Origin of the sequence: Pseudomonas fluorescens (assembly GCF_902497785.1) — a bacterium.
GTDB classification, from domain to species: domain Bacteria; phylum Pseudomonadota; class Gammaproteobacteria; order Pseudomonadales; family Pseudomonadaceae; genus Aquipseudomonas; species Aquipseudomonas fluorescens_BO.
Window position 1 is genome coordinate 479,578 of sequence record NZ_CABVHK010000001.1, and the last position, 15,998, is coordinate 495,575.

Below are 15,998 nucleotides of genomic sequence, written 5' to 3' on the forward strand. Positions count from 1 at the left end.
ACCTGACGGTTAGTTCGACCAAGTCATCGCAGTTGAACACCAATGCCACGCCCACCAAATTCCCCACTGTGGGAGCGAGCTTGCTCGCGATGGCGGACTGACATTCAACATTGATGGCGACTGACACTCCGCCATCGCGAGCAAGCTCGCTCCCACAGGGATTTGCATCAGGCCAGAGGTTGTGCACGCTCAAACCAGCGAAGCGCGCCCGCTTGATACCCCGGTCGGCCCGAAGGCCGCCGCGGTTTTGATGTTGATCCTGAGCGCCCCGTTAAACCACGCTGGCCGAACGCAGGCATTGCGCAGCGGGTAAACCGGCAAGGATGCCGGTTTAGCCGCGCTGGGCCAGGGATGGCCCTTCGCGGCGACCCGCGGAGCAATGCCGGAGTGAGGGCACACCGAGCCAGAGCGAGGTGCCGAGTGGTGGGGCAAGAGCGTTTGGGTTACTTTTGCGCTTTTCAAAAGTGACTCGCCGTAAGGGCGAAACCAATAGCCGCCGTCACCAAAGAAACGGATATGTACTCAATCCCAACCCCAACCGCCAAAATTTCAAACATCATCCAACGGCAAAACATCAGGATGAGACGCCCGATACCCCAAAGTCCTGTCAATCCAGGCATTCAACTCATTAACCATCACCGGCGGTTTACCCGGATAGTGATCAAGCGTCGAACGCAGTATCCCGTCGATCCCCGAAACAGATCGCAAGTTCCGGGTCCGGACGTACTGTTCGATAAAACAGTTAAGTCGATAGTGTTCTGTCGGCGAAAGATAAACGCACTCCAGACTAACGACTTGATCAATAGCAAAATCGTCGCGCATTCAGGTCTCTGCAAGGCTTGATGTAAATAGGATTTCCTAATTTGCTGACTCTTTGGTCAACGGATTGGTGCCAATGGAAATGCGGCGCGCATGCTATCCGCAGTCAATCTGAATGTATGTACGACTATCGGATTGTCAGACAAGCGGCGCACGTATCAAGTCGCCATATAGTTAGGGGTGTCTCTTGGATGAAACACTCGCTGTAACGCTGGCGTTAATAATTTGTCTATACAACTTCTCACTATTGACCGCCTTTATCCCGAAATTGATTAGTTCACGCCACTTCATCAATAAGTTCCGGGCCCTGGTTCCGCACATTACCCACGGCTTTGCTGACGCGATACCACTCAAATACCTCACTTCCTTCGCCTTCCATTAAAGCAATCTGCTCTGCGCGTTCTCGGGGCGTCGCAGGGTCAAGCCATTCCCTTGCCAGTTCGGGCGACAAAACGATCGGCCGTCGGTCATGAATGTCGAGCATGCCGCCGGCACTGTCGGCGGTGATGATCACGAAACCGTCATCGTCTCGCGGCGCCTCGTTGTCCTTGGGGAACTGGCCAATGGCGGCGCAAAAAATCGGCGCCCGGTCCTGCCGACAGATCAGCCAGGGTTGTTTCGTTGAATCCCCGGCATCCACCCATTCGAACCAGCTATCAATCGGCACAATCGCGCGATGGGGCCAGATCGCCCGAAAGAATGGCCCGTGGGCGACTTTTTCGACCCGCGCATTGATCGGCGCCGCGCGATCCTTCGCCCAGTGCGGGCGCCAGCCCCAGCGCACTTTGTCGGCCTGCAACCGGTGGTTTTCAGAGTGGAACAAGGCGAGTTGGTTTGTCGGCGCGGCGTTGTAGCGCGCCAGTGGCTCGTCGCCGACGTAGTTGATGAGCGCGTGAGGCATGCTCAACACCGCCACGAAATCGTGGATGCCCCGGTACTGCGAGAGTCGTCCGCACATCGACCTAATCCTCCAGCTGGAATTTTCAGCATAGCCGGGCCTCCCGCTCGAGAACCACACCGAACTGGCGACTGCACCGATTATCGGCCACGCGTTCCAGCAGCTCGGAACCAAACACGGTGTACCCTTATCCAACCTGCGCCCGCACACCCGTGCGGGCGCAACGGTCTGGCCCAAGGCACACCATGAAACAGCTGTTCAAGGTTTTCGCTGCACTCGCCATTGCCATCGGACTGGCGGGTTGCATCGCTGCTCCCATCGACATGACGCCGCAGACTCAACAGCGTTTAAGCGCGCAAGCCCCGATCCGGTTTCTGCTGACCTTCGACGACGGTCCCAGCGCATCGAGTTTCTGGAACCCGACGATGACGATTCTCGACAGTCTGGCCTCGAACCCGGTGCAGCCGAATATCAAAGCGGTGTTCTTCGTGCAGACCGGTGCGCCACGGGCGGGCGACAGCGACATCGGCCGCGAGGTCATGCGCCGCGAACGCGCCGACGGACACATTCTGGGTTTCCACACCGCCACTCACTGGCACACCAATCACCGCTCGCTGAGTCCCGATGAACTGGAACACGCTCTGAGCAAAGGCAGCGCCGACATCGCCGCGATGACCGGCGCGGCGCCGACGCTGGTGCGCCCACCCTTCTGGAACTACGACAAACGGGTGTTTGCTGCTTATCAAAAGCATGGCATGCAGGTGCTACTGACGGATCTCAGCGCGAATGACGGCAAAATCTGGGGCTTCAACGCCAGCCCCCGGCGCCGGGCCAACATGCTGCAGCAGTTGTCACAGGTGCGCGAGCGCATCGCGTTGGGTGAGTTGCCGACCGTGGACGGCGTGATCCCGGTGGTGGTGACCTTCCACGACCTCAACCGCTACACCGCCCGGCATGCCCGCGAGTACCTGCAAATCCTGCTGGACAGCGCACAGGCCACCGGCGTGAAAACCGCGCAGAAGCCGTTTTATGACGATCAGGCCGAACTGCAACGGGCGGCCATGGCGCGCACCGTTCGTGACAGTTCACAGCCAGTGAAATTGCCGGGGATCTGGAACTGGATCTGGGGCGGCGATGCCAACTGAGGCTCAGCACCCGATAAACACCCGTGGCGAGGGAGCTTGCTCCCGCTCGGGTGCGCAGCAGCCCTTCAACATTTATTGCAACAGCGATAATTTTGGGTCTGCTGCGCAGCCCAGCGGGAGCGAGCTCCCTCGCCACAGGTTGCCGACTGCTGCCAATTCCCTTAGTCCCGCGGCTGCAATTCATCAATCATCCGCAAACAATGATTCAACCCCGGCGATACATCGCCCACGCGTCGGCTGAGGATGATCGGCGAGGTCGCGTTGTCTTCCAGCAGTGGCGTGAAACCAATGTCGTCGCGATGCAGCAATTGGACCGAGGCCGGCACCAGGGTGACGCCGATCCCTGCACCCACCAAGCCGATAGCGGTTTGCAGTTCGTTGGTCCATTGCGCCACATGGATACTCACGCCATAGGATTCGAACAAACCGATTACATGGTCGGCATAGCTGGGGCGCGGGTTGCCGGGGTACAGCACAAAGGGTTCCTTCGCCAGGTCGCGCAGGCTGATCGGTCCGGCCAGCAACGGGTGACCGGCGGGGAGGGCGGCGACCAGACGGTCTTCGGTCAACACCGTCTGGATGATGGCCGGGTCGTCGATGCGAATCCGGCCGAAACCGATATCGATGCGCCCGGCCTTGAGCGCCTGCACTTGTTGCAGGGTGGTCATTTCCGAGAGCCCCAATTCGAGCTCCAGCGGTTCGCCGCTGCGCAAACGGCGGATCAGTTCGGGCAGCACGCCATACAGTGTCGACGGCGCAAAACCGATCCCCAACCAGGTTTTTTCCCCCAGGCCGATGCGTCGCGTGTTGTCGCAGACCTTGCCCAGTTGCTCTAGCAGCGCGGTGGAGTGCTCATGGAAAAACCGCCCGGCATCGGTCAGCTTCAGCGGCCGCCCGCGCTCCAGCAACAACACCCCGAGCTCGTCCTCCAGTTGCTGGATCTGCCGGCTCAGCGGCGGCTGGGCGATGTGCAGCAATTCAGCGGCTCGGGTGAAATTCAGGGTTTGAGCCAACACCTGAAAATAGCGCAGGTGACGCAGTTCCATACAACCTCCGAAAATCAATTCGCATACCTTAAAGGTATCAAGTCAGACCAATTCTATATTGGCATCGCGAAAAAAGCCGTACCAGAATCGGTTCCAGAACTTTAAGAACCTGACGGGTATCGACATGCTTGCTACAGCCATTGAATCGATCGAGACGATCATCGTCGATCTGCCGACCATCCGCCCGCACAAGCTGGCGATGCACACCATGCAGAACCAGACCCTGGTGATCATTCGTGTGCGCTGCGCCGATGGCATTGAAGGCATCGGCGAATCCACCACCATCGGTGGCCTGGCGTATGGCAACGAAAGCCCGGACAGCATCAAGACCAACATCGACCGCCACTTTGCGCCGCTGTTGCTGGGGCAGGACAGCGCCAATGTGAACGCGGCGATGTTGCGTCTGGAGCGCAGCATTCGTGGCAACACCTTCGCCAAATCAGGTATCGAAACGGCGCTGCTCGATGCGCAAGGCAAACGCCTCGGCCTGCCGGTCAGCGAACTGCTAGGCGGTAGGGTTCGTGATGCGCTGCCGGTGGCGTGGACCCTGGCCAGCGGCGACACCGGGAAAGACATCGCCGAAGCGGAAAAAATGCTCGACCTGCGTCGCCATCGTATCTTCAAACTGAAAATCGGTGCCGGCGAAGTCAATCGCGACCTGGCCCACGTCATCGCGATCAAGAAAGCCCTCGGCGATCGCGCCAGCGTCCGGGTCGATGTCAATCAGGCCTGGGACGAAGCGGTCGCGTTGCGCGCTTGCCGGGTCCTCGGCACCAACGGTATCGACCTGATCGAACAACCGATTTCACGCAACAACCGCGCCGGCATGGCCCGCCTGAACGCCATGAGCCCGGCGCCGATCATGGCCGACGAATCCATCGAGTGCGTGGAAGATGCGTTCAATCTGGCTCGGGAAGGCGCCGCCTCGGTGTTCGCCCTGAAAATCGCCAAGAACGGCGGCCCGCGTGCCGTGCTGCGAACCGCAGCGATTGCCGAAGCAGCCGGTATCGGCTTGTACGGCGGCACCATGCTTGAAGGTGGCATCGGCACCCTGGCTTCGGCCCACGCCTTCGTTACGCTGAATAAACTGGCGTGGGACACAGAGCTGTTCGGCCCTTTGCTGTTGACCGAAGACATACTCCGCGAACCGCTGGTCTATCGCGATTTCGAGCTGCACGTGCCAAACACCCCGGGCCTGGGCCTGATCCTCGATGAAGAACGCCTGGCGTTCTACCGTCGCGACAAAACGTCTTCTGCCATTCATCCTGCTTGAGGAGAGCTTTATGCTGTTCCACGTAAAAATGACCGTGAACCTGCCGGTCGACATGAATCCCGAAGCCGCCGCCCGGTTGAAAGCGGACGAAAAAGCCCTGGCCCAGCGCCTGCAAGATCAAGGCAAGTGGCGTCACCTGTGGCGCATCGCCGGGCTGTATGCCAATTACAGCGTGTTCGATGTCGACAGCGTTCAAGAGCTGCACGACTTGCTGATGCAATTGCCGCTGTACCCGTACATGGCGATCGAAGTCACCGCGATGTGCCGGCATCCTTCGTCGATTCGCGAGGATGACCGCTGAACCCAGCCTGTTCAGTTCGCTACGCTAATAATTACAAGATGAGGAACCACCATGAACGTCAAGATTTCCCACACTGCCAGCGTCCAGAAATTTCTCGAAGAGGCCGCCGGCCTGTTGAATGATGGCGGCGATCCGCGCGTAAAAGCGCTGGTCTATCGCATCCTGCGCGACTCGGTGAACATCATCGAAGACCTGGCCGTGACCCCGGAAGAATTCTGGAAAGCCGTCAACTACCTCAACGTGCTGGGTTCGCGTCAGGAAGCCGGTCTGTTGGTGGCCGGGATCGGCCTGGAGCATTACCTCGACCTGCTGATGGACGCCGAAGACGAGCAGGCCGGCAAGTCGGGCGGCACGCCGCGGACCATCGAAGGGCCGCTGTACGTGGCGGGTGCGCCGTTGTCGCAGGGTGAAGCGCGCCTTGATGATGGCGTCGATCCGGGTGTGGTGCTGTTTATGCAGGGCCGGGTGTTCAATACCGCTGGCGAACCCTTGGCCGGCGCGGTGGTGGATGTCTGGCACGCCAATACCGGCGGCACTTATTCCTACTTCGATACGACGCAATCGGAATTCAACCTGCGTCGTCGCATCGTCACCGATGCCGAGGGACGCTACCGTTTCCGCAGTATCGTGCCGTCGGGTTACGGTTGCCCACCGGACGGTCCGACCCAGCAACTGCTCGATAACCTGGGCCGTCACGGCCAGCGTCCGGCGCACGTGCACTTCTTTATTTCCGCACCGGATCATCGTCACCTGACCACGCAGATCAACCTCGACGGCGACCAATACCTGCACGACGATTTCGCCTACGCCACCCGCGACGAGCTGATCGCGAAAATCACCTTCAGCGATGACCAGGCGCGTGCAGCGGCCTACGGTGTCAGCGGGCGTTTTGCCGAGATCGAATTCGATTTCACCTTGCAATCGTCCGCCCAGCCGCAAGAGCAGCAACGTCACGAACGGGTACGCGCACTCGAGGACTGACCTCAAGCCTGGTGGGAGCGAGCCTGCTCGCGACAGCGGTGTGTCAGCCAACATTTATGTTGAAGCTGATAGCCCCTTCGCGAGCAGGCTCGCTCCCACAGTTGACCGCATTCTCTCTGACGAAATACGTTCAAATGTGGGAGCGAGCCTGCTCGCGAAAGAGGCCGGCACATCCCACAGGTCGGCCAATTGACACACCACTGCAATCACGGCCTTAGAATGAACCGACCATAACAACAACGAGAGTGACCGATATGCAAGCGCAACTGTTGAGTCAGCGCAGCTCCGTATTCGACCATGCCGACCCTTACGCGGTCTCGGGATACGTCAATCAGCATGTCGGAAACCACTGCATCCTGATGCCCCGTGCAGGGCGGCCACTGGCCAGCCTCAATCACCGCAAGTTTGCCAGCCTCGACCTGTGCCGCATCAGCTACGGCGGCAGCGTGCGCGTCACCTCGGGCGCGCTGGAAACCATCTACCACCTGCAAGTGCTGTTGCGCGGCCATTGCCTGTGGCGCGGCCACGGTCAGGAACATTACTTTGCCCCCGGTGAGTTGCTGCTGATCAACCCTGACGACCCGGTGGACCTGACCTATTCCGACGATTGCGAAAAATTCATCCTCAAAGTCCCGACGTCATTGCTCGAATCGATCTGCGACGAGCAACGCTGGCGCTATCCGGAGCAGGGTGTGCGGTTTCTGGAGAACCGTTATCAGCTCAACGAGCTGGAAGGCTTTGTCGGACTGCTGGCGATGATCTGCCAGGAAGCCGAGGCCACCGAACAGATTCCCAAGGTGCAGGAACACTACGCACAGATCATCGTCAGCAAAATGCTCAGCCTGATGCAAACCAACGTCAGTCGCATCTGCCTTGGCTCACAAACCGCGACGTTCGAAGTGATTGCCGACTACATCGCCCGGCACCTCAAGCAAGACATCGACAGCGAAGAACTGGCCCGACAGGCGCGGATGAGTTTGCGCTCGCTGTACGGCCTGTTTGAACGCAACGCTGGCACCACGCCGAAAAACTACATCCGCCAGAAACGCCTGGAACGCATCAACGCCTGTTTGAGTGACCCGACCTGCAACGTGCGTAATGTCACGGAAGTGGCAATGGATTATGGGTTTCTGCATCTGGGGCGGTTTTCGGATAACTATCGCAAGCAGTTTGGGGAGTTGCCGTCGGATACGTTGAAGCGGCGGGATTGAAGTGCTGATGGTCTTCATGGCCTTTCAGCAAAACTGATTCACCTGAAAAGAGCATAAATTTTTCTCAGACTAGATCGAGCTCAGCAGCTGCAACAAGGCCAAACATTACGAGTAAAAGTCCCCAGCCGGTCCACTGTAAAACAATCAGCTTTCGTTTAAGGGCGACAGGAAAGTTCTTCAGGTCCTCAGCGCATGCACCCCCATCACGGAGATAGAGCCGAGGTGTAGTTATTACGCCCATTATGGATCCCAGTAAAAACATGTTCCCCCAAGGCCCGCCATTTCTGAACGGTGCCCGAATCATGACCGCCGGGCAGTTCTGCAGGTGATCCAACATCACGTCCATTTTTGTATAGGCGAGGTGAAGTGATATGCCAATTATTATGAACAGACCTCCAAAGTCGATTAGACCGACAACAATGACTATTTTGTCAGCGGTACTGATGCTCATTTAGTCGCCTCGTAGATTCTTTCACCAATGATTTCTCCACCCTTTCCTAAGACTTCCCCTGCTGCCAAAGAACTCCCGCCGACTATTAGTAAACCGCATGCAAAGGTTCCGACCCCACCAGTAGGCACTCCCAGGGCTGCACAAATTACGCCGGCGGTAGAGCCGCCTAGCAGGGCACCGGTTGCAATGCCGCCCGTCAGCCCTCCGAAGAAACCCCCGGCTTCTGTAAATTTCACCTTCTCACAGGCCTCCACATTCCCTTCTGCACAAACCCCCTGAACCTTGATTACTGACGCTCCACCACCCACCGCCGTACCAACCCAACCACCATATTTCACATACTTCGCAGCTTTGGAAACCCGTTCAATATGCGTGGCATAACCGGGAATCTGTCCAATGGCCCCGGCTTTTCTCCAGCGATGAACAAGACGTTTTGTCGATATGCCCAACACGTTTTTCAGATTGGGATGATCCGGAAAACCGATGCTCTTTTTAGTCAGTTTGGTGAGTTGGGTGTCCAGCTGAGTCAGCAGGCGTTTGCGCTCGGCGTAAAAATCTGGAGTGTTGAGGTGACCGTTGGCCTGAAAGGTTTTTGTGTGCAACTTATCGATGTTCCTCAAAAGGTCGTCCACGTCTTTCAGATTCTTCGAAAACATCGCCAACCCGGCACTGGCCCCGAGTGACCCTTTCGAAACAAAGAACGCAATTTCGTCATAGTGACGAGCCATGAAGTCGGCCTCTTCCGGGCTGAGCGGCTCCAGTGCTTTATTCACCGTCGCTGCCGCTTGCATCAACAACGCGTCTTCGAAGGTACAGAGGTGATTGTTCGGGTCACTTAGAACAATCATCGTCCCGGCTTTTACCTGGTCCAGATTCGGGTTCAGGGTTTTGAATTTGGCGATGACGGCAGGGGAGGCTGATGGAGTGAATAGCTGAGCCTGCAGTTTTTCAGCTGTCGTGCTTCTTGGAACAACGTAGAACCCGGGTTCTTCTTGTGGGACGGGCGCTGGCCATTGCTCCTCAGGGAAAAACTTCAGGTCCGGGACAGGATGCGGCGCGGTAGTCGCTTTCAAAGCGTCGGGCGAATTCGCGGCAGTCGACTTTAGATTTTGCGCATGGACGTAGCGCAGTAAACGCACGGGGTCAGGTTTAGAAACGGGACGTGTAAGTGTTGAGGCCGGTAATTTTTTAACGTGTTCAGTGATCGCGGCCTGAGCTTTTCCCGCGAGGGCTTGCAATTGGATGAGCAGGTTTCGTTGTTCTTGCACAAGCGCCTGCAAGCCTTGCTCGGGCGTTTTGCGGTTTTGTGCTACATCGCCGGCAATGCGATTGGCGTAATAGGCCACTTCTCTATTGAACCGCTCACGCGCCATGCCGTGCGCCAGATGACGAGTGCCAAGCGTGCGGGCTTGCCCCACCAGTTTTCCCGCAGCACTGTTGATGTCCCACGGGTTCATCCTTCTTCACCCCACGAACTGTAACTGCTGGTTTTAGCCAGATGGTGGGTCCAGGTGATGTCACGGTAACGAATGGCCACTTGCTCTTGGGGCTCGGCGTCGTTTTGATAAATGGCGTGAGGCATTTCCAGCGTCAGGTCGGTAATGACGCCGCCAATGATCGAAACGGTATAGAACTTTTCCTGCATGCCAGCGGATGACACGCGGTAGAAACTGATCTTGCAGTTGATCTCCTCTCTGTTTGAAAGCGCCTGGGCGAGAAGCGGCGATGATTTGTCGACGCCTTTCGTGATGATGATCGGGTTGTGCGTCGACCTGTTGAGGTTCCCGACAGTGGTGATGTTATGGCTGTAAGACAGCACCATGATTTCATCGGTGTGCGCCGCCTGATACTTGTTGCCAATAGAATCCTGAGTTGAGCAGCCTGCTGAAATCAATCCCTGGGTTTTACCGCTGATGGTCATGTATCCGTGATTAGCCATGGAAACCACTCCTTGTAGTCAGGAGCGCAGTCTATTCAAGACTTGTAAGCAGTTATGTAGTCCGATTCCGAAAATGATCTGCTGGCGGGAGCCCTGCATTAAACGGATAAAGGTCTGCACCCAGCGGATAGTCCGCCCCATTGCCCCGTCCTAGCATGAGTCTTGCCTGAACAATAACAATGGAGGCGGCGGCCATGACCCTGCGACCCGAGTATCTTCACTCCCTGCTTGAGGACGATCCAGAACAAGGAATCTACCGCTGCAAGCGCGAGATGTTCACCGACCCGCGGCTGTTCGACCTCGAGATGGAACACATCTTCGAAGGCAACTGGCTGTACCTGGCGCACGAAAGCCAGATCCCCGAGAAAAACGATTTCTACACCACCACCATGGGGCGCCAGTCGATCTTTATCGCGCGCAACAAGGACGGTGTGCTCAACGCCTTTATCAACGCCTGCAGTCACCGCGGCGCGATGCTTTGCCGACACAAGTCCGGCAACAAGAGCTCCTACACCTGTCCGTTCCACGGCTGGACGTTCAACAACTCCGGCAAGCTGCTGAAGGTCAAAGACCCGGCTGCGGCCGGTTACCCGGCGAGCTTCAACTGCGAAGGCTCCCACGACCTGACCAAAGTCGCGCGTTTCGAGTCCTATCGTGGCTTCCTGTTCGGCAGTCTCAAGGCCGACGTGGTGCCGCTGGTCGAGCATCTGGGCGAGTCGGCGAAGATCATCGACATGATCGTTGACCAGTCCGCCGACGGCCTGGAAGTACTGCGCGGTTCCTCCAGCTACATCTACGAAGGCAACTGGAAACTCACCGCCGAAAACGGCGCCGACGGTTACCACGTCAGCTCGGTGCACTGGAACTATGCCGCCACCCAGAACCAGCGCAAACAGCGCGAAGCCGGCGATTGCAACCCGACCATGAGCGCCGGTAGCTGGGCCAAGCAGGGCGGTGGTTTCTATTCCTTCGACAAGGGCCACATGCTGCTCTGGACTCGCTGGGCCAACCCGGAAGACCGTCCGCTGTACGAACGCCGCGACGAGCTCGCCCAGGACTTCGGCAAGGCCCGCGCCGACTGGATGATCGAGAACTCGCGCAACCTGTGCCTGTACCCGAACGTGTACCTGATGGACCAGTTCAGCTCGCAAATCCGCATCGCCCGGCCGATTTCGGTCAACCGCACGGAAATCACCATTTACTGCATCGCCCCCAAGGGCGAAAGCGACCACGCCCGCTCGAGCCGGATTCGTCAGTACGAAGATTTCTTCAACGTCAGCGGCATGGCGACGCCGGACGATCTGGAAGAGTTTCGTTCCTGCCAGACTGGCTATCAGGGCAGCGTGACAGGCTGGAACGACATGTCCCGTGGTGCCGAACACTGGATCGAAGGCGCCGATGATGCCGCGAAGGAAATCGATCTGCACCCACTGCTCAGCGGCGTGCGCACCGAGGACGAAGGTCTGTTCGTGCTGCAGCACAAGTATTGGCAGCAAACCATGCTCAAGGCATTGGCCGCTGAACAATCGAAGTTGATCGCTGTGGAGGACGTGCAATGAGCATTTCCTACGACACCGTGCGCGATTTCCTCTACCGCGAAGCGCGTTATCTCGATGACCGGCAATGGGACGAATGGCTGGAGTTGTACGCCCAGGACGCGACGTTCTGGATGCCGTCCTGGGACGACAACGACGAGTTGACCGAAGACCCGCAGCGGGAAATTTCGCTGATCTGGTACGGCAACCGTACCGGCCTGGAAGACCGCATTTTCCGGATCAAGACCGAGCGCTCCAGCGCCACCGTGCCGGACACTCGCACCTCCCACAACATCAGCAACATCGAGCTGCTCGAACAGGCCGACGGCCTCTGCAAGGTGCGCTTTAACTGGCACACCCTGAGCTTCCGGTACAAGACCGTCGACAGCTATTTCGGCAGCAGTTTCTACACCCTCGATGTGCGCGGTGAAAACCCGCTGATCAAGGCCAAGAAAGTGATCCTGAAGAACGACTACGTTCGCCAGGTCATCGATGTTTACCACTTGTGAGGCAGCCGTCATGACTCATTCCATTGCGTTCAATTTCGAAGACGGCGTCACCCGCTTTATCGACGTCAATGACCACGAAACCGTGGCCGATGCGGCGTATCGTCAAGGCATCAACATTCCGCTGGACTGCCGCGACGGCGCTTGCGGCACCTGCAAGTGTTTCGCCGAAGCCGGTCGCTACGACCTGGGCGAGGAATACATCGAAGACGCCCTCACGGCGGAAGAAGCCGAGCAAGGTTTTGTCCTGACGTGCCAGATGCGCGCCCAGAGCGATTGCGTGGTGCGGGTGCCGACTTCATCAGAAGTCTGCCGTACGCAACAGGCCAGCTACGACGCAACCATCAGCGCCGTGCGCCAGTTGTCCGACAGCACCATAGCGCTGTCGATCAAGGGTGACGCGTTGAGCAAACTGGCGTTCCTGCCGGGGCAATACGTGAACCTCGGGGTTCCCGGCAGCGAGCAGACCCGCGCCTATTCCTTCAGCTCGTTGCAGCGTGATGGCGAAGTCAGTTTCCTGATCCGCAACGTGCCCGGCGGCCTGATGAGCAGCTTTCTCACCGGCATGGCCAAGGCCGGCGACAGCATGAGCCTGGCCGGGCCACTGGGCAGTTTCTACCTGCGTGAGATTCGTCGTCCGCTGTTGCTGCTGGCCGGCGGCACCGGGTTGGCGCCGTTCACTGCGATGCTGGAAAAAATCGCCGAGCAGGGCAGTGAGCATCCGCTGCACCTGATCTACGGTGTGACCAACGATTTCGATTTGGTGGAAATGGATCGCCTCGAAGCCTTGGCTGCGCGCATCCCGAATTTCAGCTTCAGCGCCTGCGTGGCCAGCCCCGACAGCCAGCACCCGCTCAAGGGCTATGTGACCCAGCACATCGAGCCAAAGCACTTGAACGAGGGCGACGTCGATGTCTACCTGTGCGGCCCGCCGCCGATGGTCGAAGCGGTCAGCCACTACATTCGCGAGCAAGGTATCGCGCCGGTGAATTTCTACTACGAGAAGTTTGCGGCCAGCGCGGCCTGAGTGAGGGCGTACTCACATCCCCTCCTGAACACAGATCCTCTGTAGGAGCGAGCTTGCTCGCGATGGTCGTTAACGATGACACGGGCGTTCTGGATTAACGCGGCGCTCTGGAGATCATCGCGAGCAAGCTCGCTCCTACGGGCAAGCGTTACGTCACGAGGTACACATGAACAGATTTCACGAAAAAGTCGCGTTGATCACCGGTGCCGCGCAAGGCATCGGTCGGCGAGTCGCCGAACAAATGGCGGCGCAAGGGGCGCACTTGATTCTGGTCGATCGCTCCGAGCTGGTCTTTGAAGTCCAACAGCAACTGGGGCAGGGCAGCCAGGTGCTCGCACTGACAGCCGACCTCGAGCAGTACGACGAATGCAGCCGCGTGATGCACGCCGCGGTCGAGCGTTTCGGGCGTCTGGACATCCTCATCAACAATGTCGGCGGGACGATCTGGGCCAAGCCTTTCGAACACTACGAGGCGCCGCAGATCGAAGCCGAAGTGCGCCGCTCGCTGTTCCCGACGCTTTGGTGTTGCCATGCCGCCCTGCCGTTCATGCTGGAGCAGGGCAGCGGTGCGATCGTCAACGTGTCGTCCATCGCCACCCGCAGCATCAATCGCGTGCCCTACGGCGCGGCGAAGGGCGGGGTCAATGCACTCACCGCCTGCCTCGCGTTCGAGACCGCCGGTCGTGGCGTACGGGTCAATGCGACAGCACCCGGCGGCACGGAAGCGCCGCCAAGGGTCATTCCGCGCAACAGCGCAGAACAGAGCGCCGACGAGAAGGTGTGGTATCAGCAGATCGTCGATCAGACACTCGACAGCAGTCTGATGAAACGCTACGGCACGCTGGATGAACAGGCAGCAGCTATTCTGTTTCTGGCCAGCGACGAAGCGTCCTACATCACCGGCATGATCATGCCGGTGGGCGGCGGCGATCAGGGCTGACATCGTTTGCTGACGCCCCCCTCCAACGGAGTTACCGACATGAGTGACAAACCCGCGATCGTTCTGGTTCATGGTTTTTGGGGCGGTGCCGCCCATTGGAGCAAGGTAATTGCCGAGCTGCTGAGCAAGGGCTACACCGACATCCGCGCGGTCGAGATGCCGCTCACTTCGTTGGCCGATGACGTCGAACGCACCCGCAAAATGATCGCGCAGGTGGCAGGGCCGGTGTTGCTGGTGGGGCATTCCTATGGCGGCGCGGTCATCACCGAGGCCGGTGATCAACCGAATGTTGCAGGGTTGGTGTACATCGCCGCCTTCGCGCCGGATGCCGGTGAAAGTCCCGGCAGTATCACTCAACAGCATCCACCCGCAGCGGCGGCGAACCTGGCGCCTGACAGTGACGGCTATTTATGGGTCAAACCGGAGCTTTACCACGAAAGCTTTTGCCAGGACCTGGCCGAGACCGAAGGGCTGGTCATGGGCATCACTCAAAAAGCTCCGTTGGCCAGCACGTTTAGCGACACGATCAGCACCGTGGCGTGGAAAAACAAACCGTCGTGGTATCAGGTTTCGTCCGACGACCGGATGATCGCGCCACACAATCAGCAGTGGATGGCAGGGCGGCTCAATGCCAAAGAGATTCTGACGTTGAAAGCCAGTCACGCGTCCCTTGCCTCGATGCCGGTCGAAGTGGCGGCGTTTATCGACAAGGCTGCGACGGCAGTGGCCAAAGCCTGACCCCATCTCACAGGCGACGCTGAAACGCTCTGACAATGCGCAGCGTGGCGTCGCTGGTGTTGAGGTTTTGCACCGCATCCAGCGGGTACCACAGGCAATCGAAGATTTCATTTTGCGGCCGCGCCTCAGCCGAGTTCAGCACGGATGCCTCGTAGACGTGGTGGCGGGTGCCGCCGGATTCCAGCTCCATCAGGTACAGCAAACCGTCGACGCCCAGCCCGGTTTCTTCAAACAGCTCGCGTATGGCCGCCCCGGCAATGGTTTCGCCGCGTTCGACTTTTCCGCCGGGCAACGACCACCGACACTTAAGTTTGCGAACCAGAAGAATGTGCCGGTCCTGCTCGCAGATGACGGTTGCGCGTACTTTCATGTGTTACCTGATTGCCCGTTGTCATAAAACGGTAATAAAAATGCAATATACGGGCCGGGAGCGGATTTGTCGGGGCCTGTGGTGTTGGAGGTGTCACAGGGTCCGAAAGTGCAACTTGACGCCGACGTCTGGTCGGCCTCTTTGCAAAGGGCGGGTGTAAGGTAGGCTGGTGAGTCCTGAACCCAATACCGAAATGGAGGTAGCTTATGAGCGTTCCGATGCTGAATAAGATGCACATGAACGGTTATGAAGTGCTTAGCGTAAACAATGGCCCCTGGCGGGTGTGCACCCAGGGCGACCGGCTGGGATCCTTTGGCAGCCGGGAAGAGGCATTGGCCTTTGCGGCGTCCTTGCCTGGTTACAAGTCCCGGACAAACAGACCGGCCGCTGGCCAGAAAGCGGATCAATAGTGCGCATCAAGCCCCGGTCAGCCGGGGCTTTGCATGACGGCGACTAACCGCCGCCATCCACCCCGCCGGCGTGGTCGGAAGGCTTGTTTCGACTGATCACCTTGGCTTTCACTTCTTCGGCATAGCCCGCCAGCCGCTGCTCATCGCCCTGGAACAGATTGCACAATCTCATCACGGCCTGCGCGTCTGCGTCATTGCCAGCCTGTTTCAACTGGTCCGCCAGACGCAACAATTCCACCGCCGACCATCTCAGATCTGACGCAACGCTTTGCAGGTCGCGTCGCAGTTCGTTTTCAGATTCGTTTAGCCACATGATGAAAAACTCCTGAACACCTGCGCTTAGAAATTCTAGTTCGATTTTCACGGACAGGGCGTTGTGTTCGTCCGGACAGCCTTTGGTCGGGAAGA

At 58.4% G+C, this 15,998-nt stretch carries 19 protein-coding genes; 11 read left to right on the forward strand and 8 right to left on the reverse strand.

The features are described from left to right. Positions 1-549: 549 nt before the first annotated feature. Complete coding sequence (locus F8N62_RS02350; RefSeq protein WP_150709444.1) at positions 550-822, reverse strand: hypothetical protein; 273 nt, start codon at positions 820-822, stop codon at positions 550-552. A gap of 274 nt (positions 823-1,096) precedes the next feature. Beyond that, positions 1,097-1,777, reverse strand: coding sequence for an SOS response-associated peptidase (locus tag F8N62_RS02355; RefSeq protein ID WP_150709445.1), 681 nt, complete (start codon positions 1,775-1,777; stop codon positions 1,097-1,099). A gap of 185 nt (positions 1,778-1,962) precedes the next feature. On the opposite strand from F8N62_RS02355, the gene F8N62_RS02360 reads away from it, so the two are divergent. Continuing rightward, positions 1,963-2,862, forward strand: a complete 900-nt coding sequence (locus F8N62_RS02360) for a polysaccharide deacetylase family protein (RefSeq protein ID WP_150709446.1) — start codon at positions 1,963-1,965, stop codon at positions 2,860-2,862. A gap of 161 nt (positions 2,863-3,023) precedes the next feature. On the opposite strand, the gene F8N62_RS02365 is transcribed toward F8N62_RS02360, so the two are convergent. Further along, complete coding sequence (locus F8N62_RS02365) at positions 3,024-3,908, reverse strand: LysR family transcriptional regulator (protein ID WP_150709447.1); 885 nt, start codon at positions 3,906-3,908, stop codon at positions 3,024-3,026. 124 nt (positions 3,909-4,032) lie between these two features. On the opposite strand from F8N62_RS02365, the gene F8N62_RS02370 reads away from it, so the two are divergent. The 4 genes from F8N62_RS02370 to F8N62_RS02385 all read left to right on the forward strand — a co-directional run bounded on the left by F8N62_RS02370 (position 4,033) and on the right by F8N62_RS02385 (position 7,674). Then, positions 4,033-5,181, forward strand: coding sequence for a muconate cycloisomerase family protein (locus tag F8N62_RS02370; RefSeq protein ID WP_191632334.1), 1,149 nt, complete (start codon positions 4,033-4,035; stop codon positions 5,179-5,181). A gap of 10 nt (positions 5,182-5,191) precedes the next feature. Next, positions 5,192-5,482: a muconolactone Delta-isomerase gene (gene catC, locus F8N62_RS02375; protein ID WP_150709449.1), complete on the forward strand. Its 291-nt coding sequence runs from the start codon at positions 5,192-5,194 to the stop codon at positions 5,480-5,482. A 51-nt stretch (positions 5,483-5,533) separates the two neighbouring features. Then, the gene (catA, locus tag F8N62_RS02380; RefSeq protein WP_150709450.1) at positions 5,534-6,463 is read left to right on the forward strand and encodes a catechol 1,2-dioxygenase; all 930 of its coding nucleotides are present in this window, start codon (positions 5,534-5,536) and stop codon (positions 6,461-6,463) included. Positions 6,464-6,717: 254 nt separating this feature from the next. After that, positions 6,718-7,674: an AraC family transcriptional regulator gene (locus F8N62_RS02385; RefSeq protein WP_150709451.1), complete on the forward strand. Its 957-nt coding sequence runs from the start codon at positions 6,718-6,720 to the stop codon at positions 7,672-7,674. 64 nt (positions 7,675-7,738) lie between these two features. Here the strand turns inward: F8N62_RS02385 and F8N62_RS02390 are convergent, their stop codons facing one another. The 3 genes from F8N62_RS02390 to F8N62_RS02400 are packed head-to-tail and all read right to left on the reverse strand — an operon-like array spanning position 7,739 to position 10,064. Then, on the reverse strand, positions 7,739-8,125 hold the full coding sequence (locus tag F8N62_RS02390) for a hypothetical protein (RefSeq protein WP_150709452.1): 387 nt from the start codon (positions 8,123-8,125) through the stop codon (positions 7,739-7,741). Then, entirely contained in the window at positions 8,122-9,582 is a 1,461-nt protein-coding gene (locus tag F8N62_RS02395) for a hypothetical protein (protein ID WP_150709453.1), read from the reverse strand. Before F8N62_RS02395 ends, F8N62_RS02390 begins: the two co-directional genes overlap by 4 nt. Continuing rightward, positions 9,579-10,064: an Hcp family type VI secretion system effector gene (locus F8N62_RS02400; RefSeq protein ID WP_150709454.1), complete on the reverse strand. Its 486-nt coding sequence runs from the start codon at positions 10,062-10,064 to the stop codon at positions 9,579-9,581. The genes F8N62_RS02395 and F8N62_RS02400 overlap by 4 nt, the downstream gene beginning before the upstream one ends. A gap of 194 nt (positions 10,065-10,258) precedes the next feature. On the opposite strand from F8N62_RS02400, the gene benA reads away from it, so the two are divergent. From benA to F8N62_RS02425, 5 genes are all read left to right on the forward strand, one after another. Further along, entirely contained in the window at positions 10,259-11,623 is a 1,365-nt protein-coding gene (gene benA, locus F8N62_RS02405; protein WP_150709455.1) for a benzoate 1,2-dioxygenase large subunit, read from the forward strand. Further along, positions 11,620-12,108 carry a benzoate 1,2-dioxygenase small subunit gene (gene benB, locus F8N62_RS02410; RefSeq protein WP_150709456.1) on the forward strand — a complete coding sequence of 163 codons (489 nt, stop codon included), beginning with the start codon at positions 11,620-11,622 and terminating at the stop codon, positions 12,106-12,108. The genes benA and benB overlap by 4 nt, the downstream gene beginning before the upstream one ends. Before the next feature lie 10 nt (positions 12,109-12,118). Next, on the forward strand, positions 12,119-13,132 hold the full coding sequence (benC, locus tag F8N62_RS02415) for a benzoate 1,2-dioxygenase electron transfer component BenC (protein WP_150709457.1): 1,014 nt from the start codon (positions 12,119-12,121) through the stop codon (positions 13,130-13,132). Positions 13,133-13,298: 166 nt separating this feature from the next. Then, positions 13,299-14,072 (forward strand): 1,6-dihydroxycyclohexa-2,4-diene-1-carboxylate dehydrogenase, encoded by a 774-nt coding sequence (locus F8N62_RS02420; RefSeq protein ID WP_150709458.1) that lies wholly within the window; start codon positions 13,299-13,301, stop codon positions 14,070-14,072. A 39-nt stretch (positions 14,073-14,111) separates the two neighbouring features. Beyond that, on the forward strand, positions 14,112-14,810 hold the full coding sequence (locus F8N62_RS02425) for an alpha/beta hydrolase (protein WP_150709459.1): 699 nt from the start codon (positions 14,112-14,114) through the stop codon (positions 14,808-14,810). 7 nt (positions 14,811-14,817) lie between these two features. On the opposite strand, the gene F8N62_RS02430 is transcribed toward F8N62_RS02425, so the two are convergent. After that, positions 14,818-15,180: an NUDIX hydrolase gene (locus tag F8N62_RS02430; protein WP_150709460.1), complete on the reverse strand. Its 363-nt coding sequence runs from the start codon at positions 15,178-15,180 to the stop codon at positions 14,818-14,820. Positions 15,181-15,386: 206 nt separating this feature from the next. Between F8N62_RS02430 and F8N62_RS31665 the strand changes: the two genes are divergently transcribed. Beyond that, positions 15,387-15,590, forward strand: a complete 204-nt coding sequence (locus tag F8N62_RS31665; protein WP_150709461.1) for an SPOR domain-containing protein — start codon at positions 15,387-15,389, stop codon at positions 15,588-15,590. Between the two features lie 43 nt (positions 15,591-15,633). Here the strand turns inward: F8N62_RS31665 and F8N62_RS02440 are convergent, their stop codons facing one another. Then, positions 15,634-15,903 carry a hypothetical protein gene (locus F8N62_RS02440; RefSeq protein ID WP_150709462.1) on the reverse strand — a complete coding sequence of 90 codons (270 nt, stop codon included), beginning with the start codon at positions 15,901-15,903 and terminating at the stop codon, positions 15,634-15,636. Positions 15,904-15,998 lie beyond the last annotated feature (95 nt).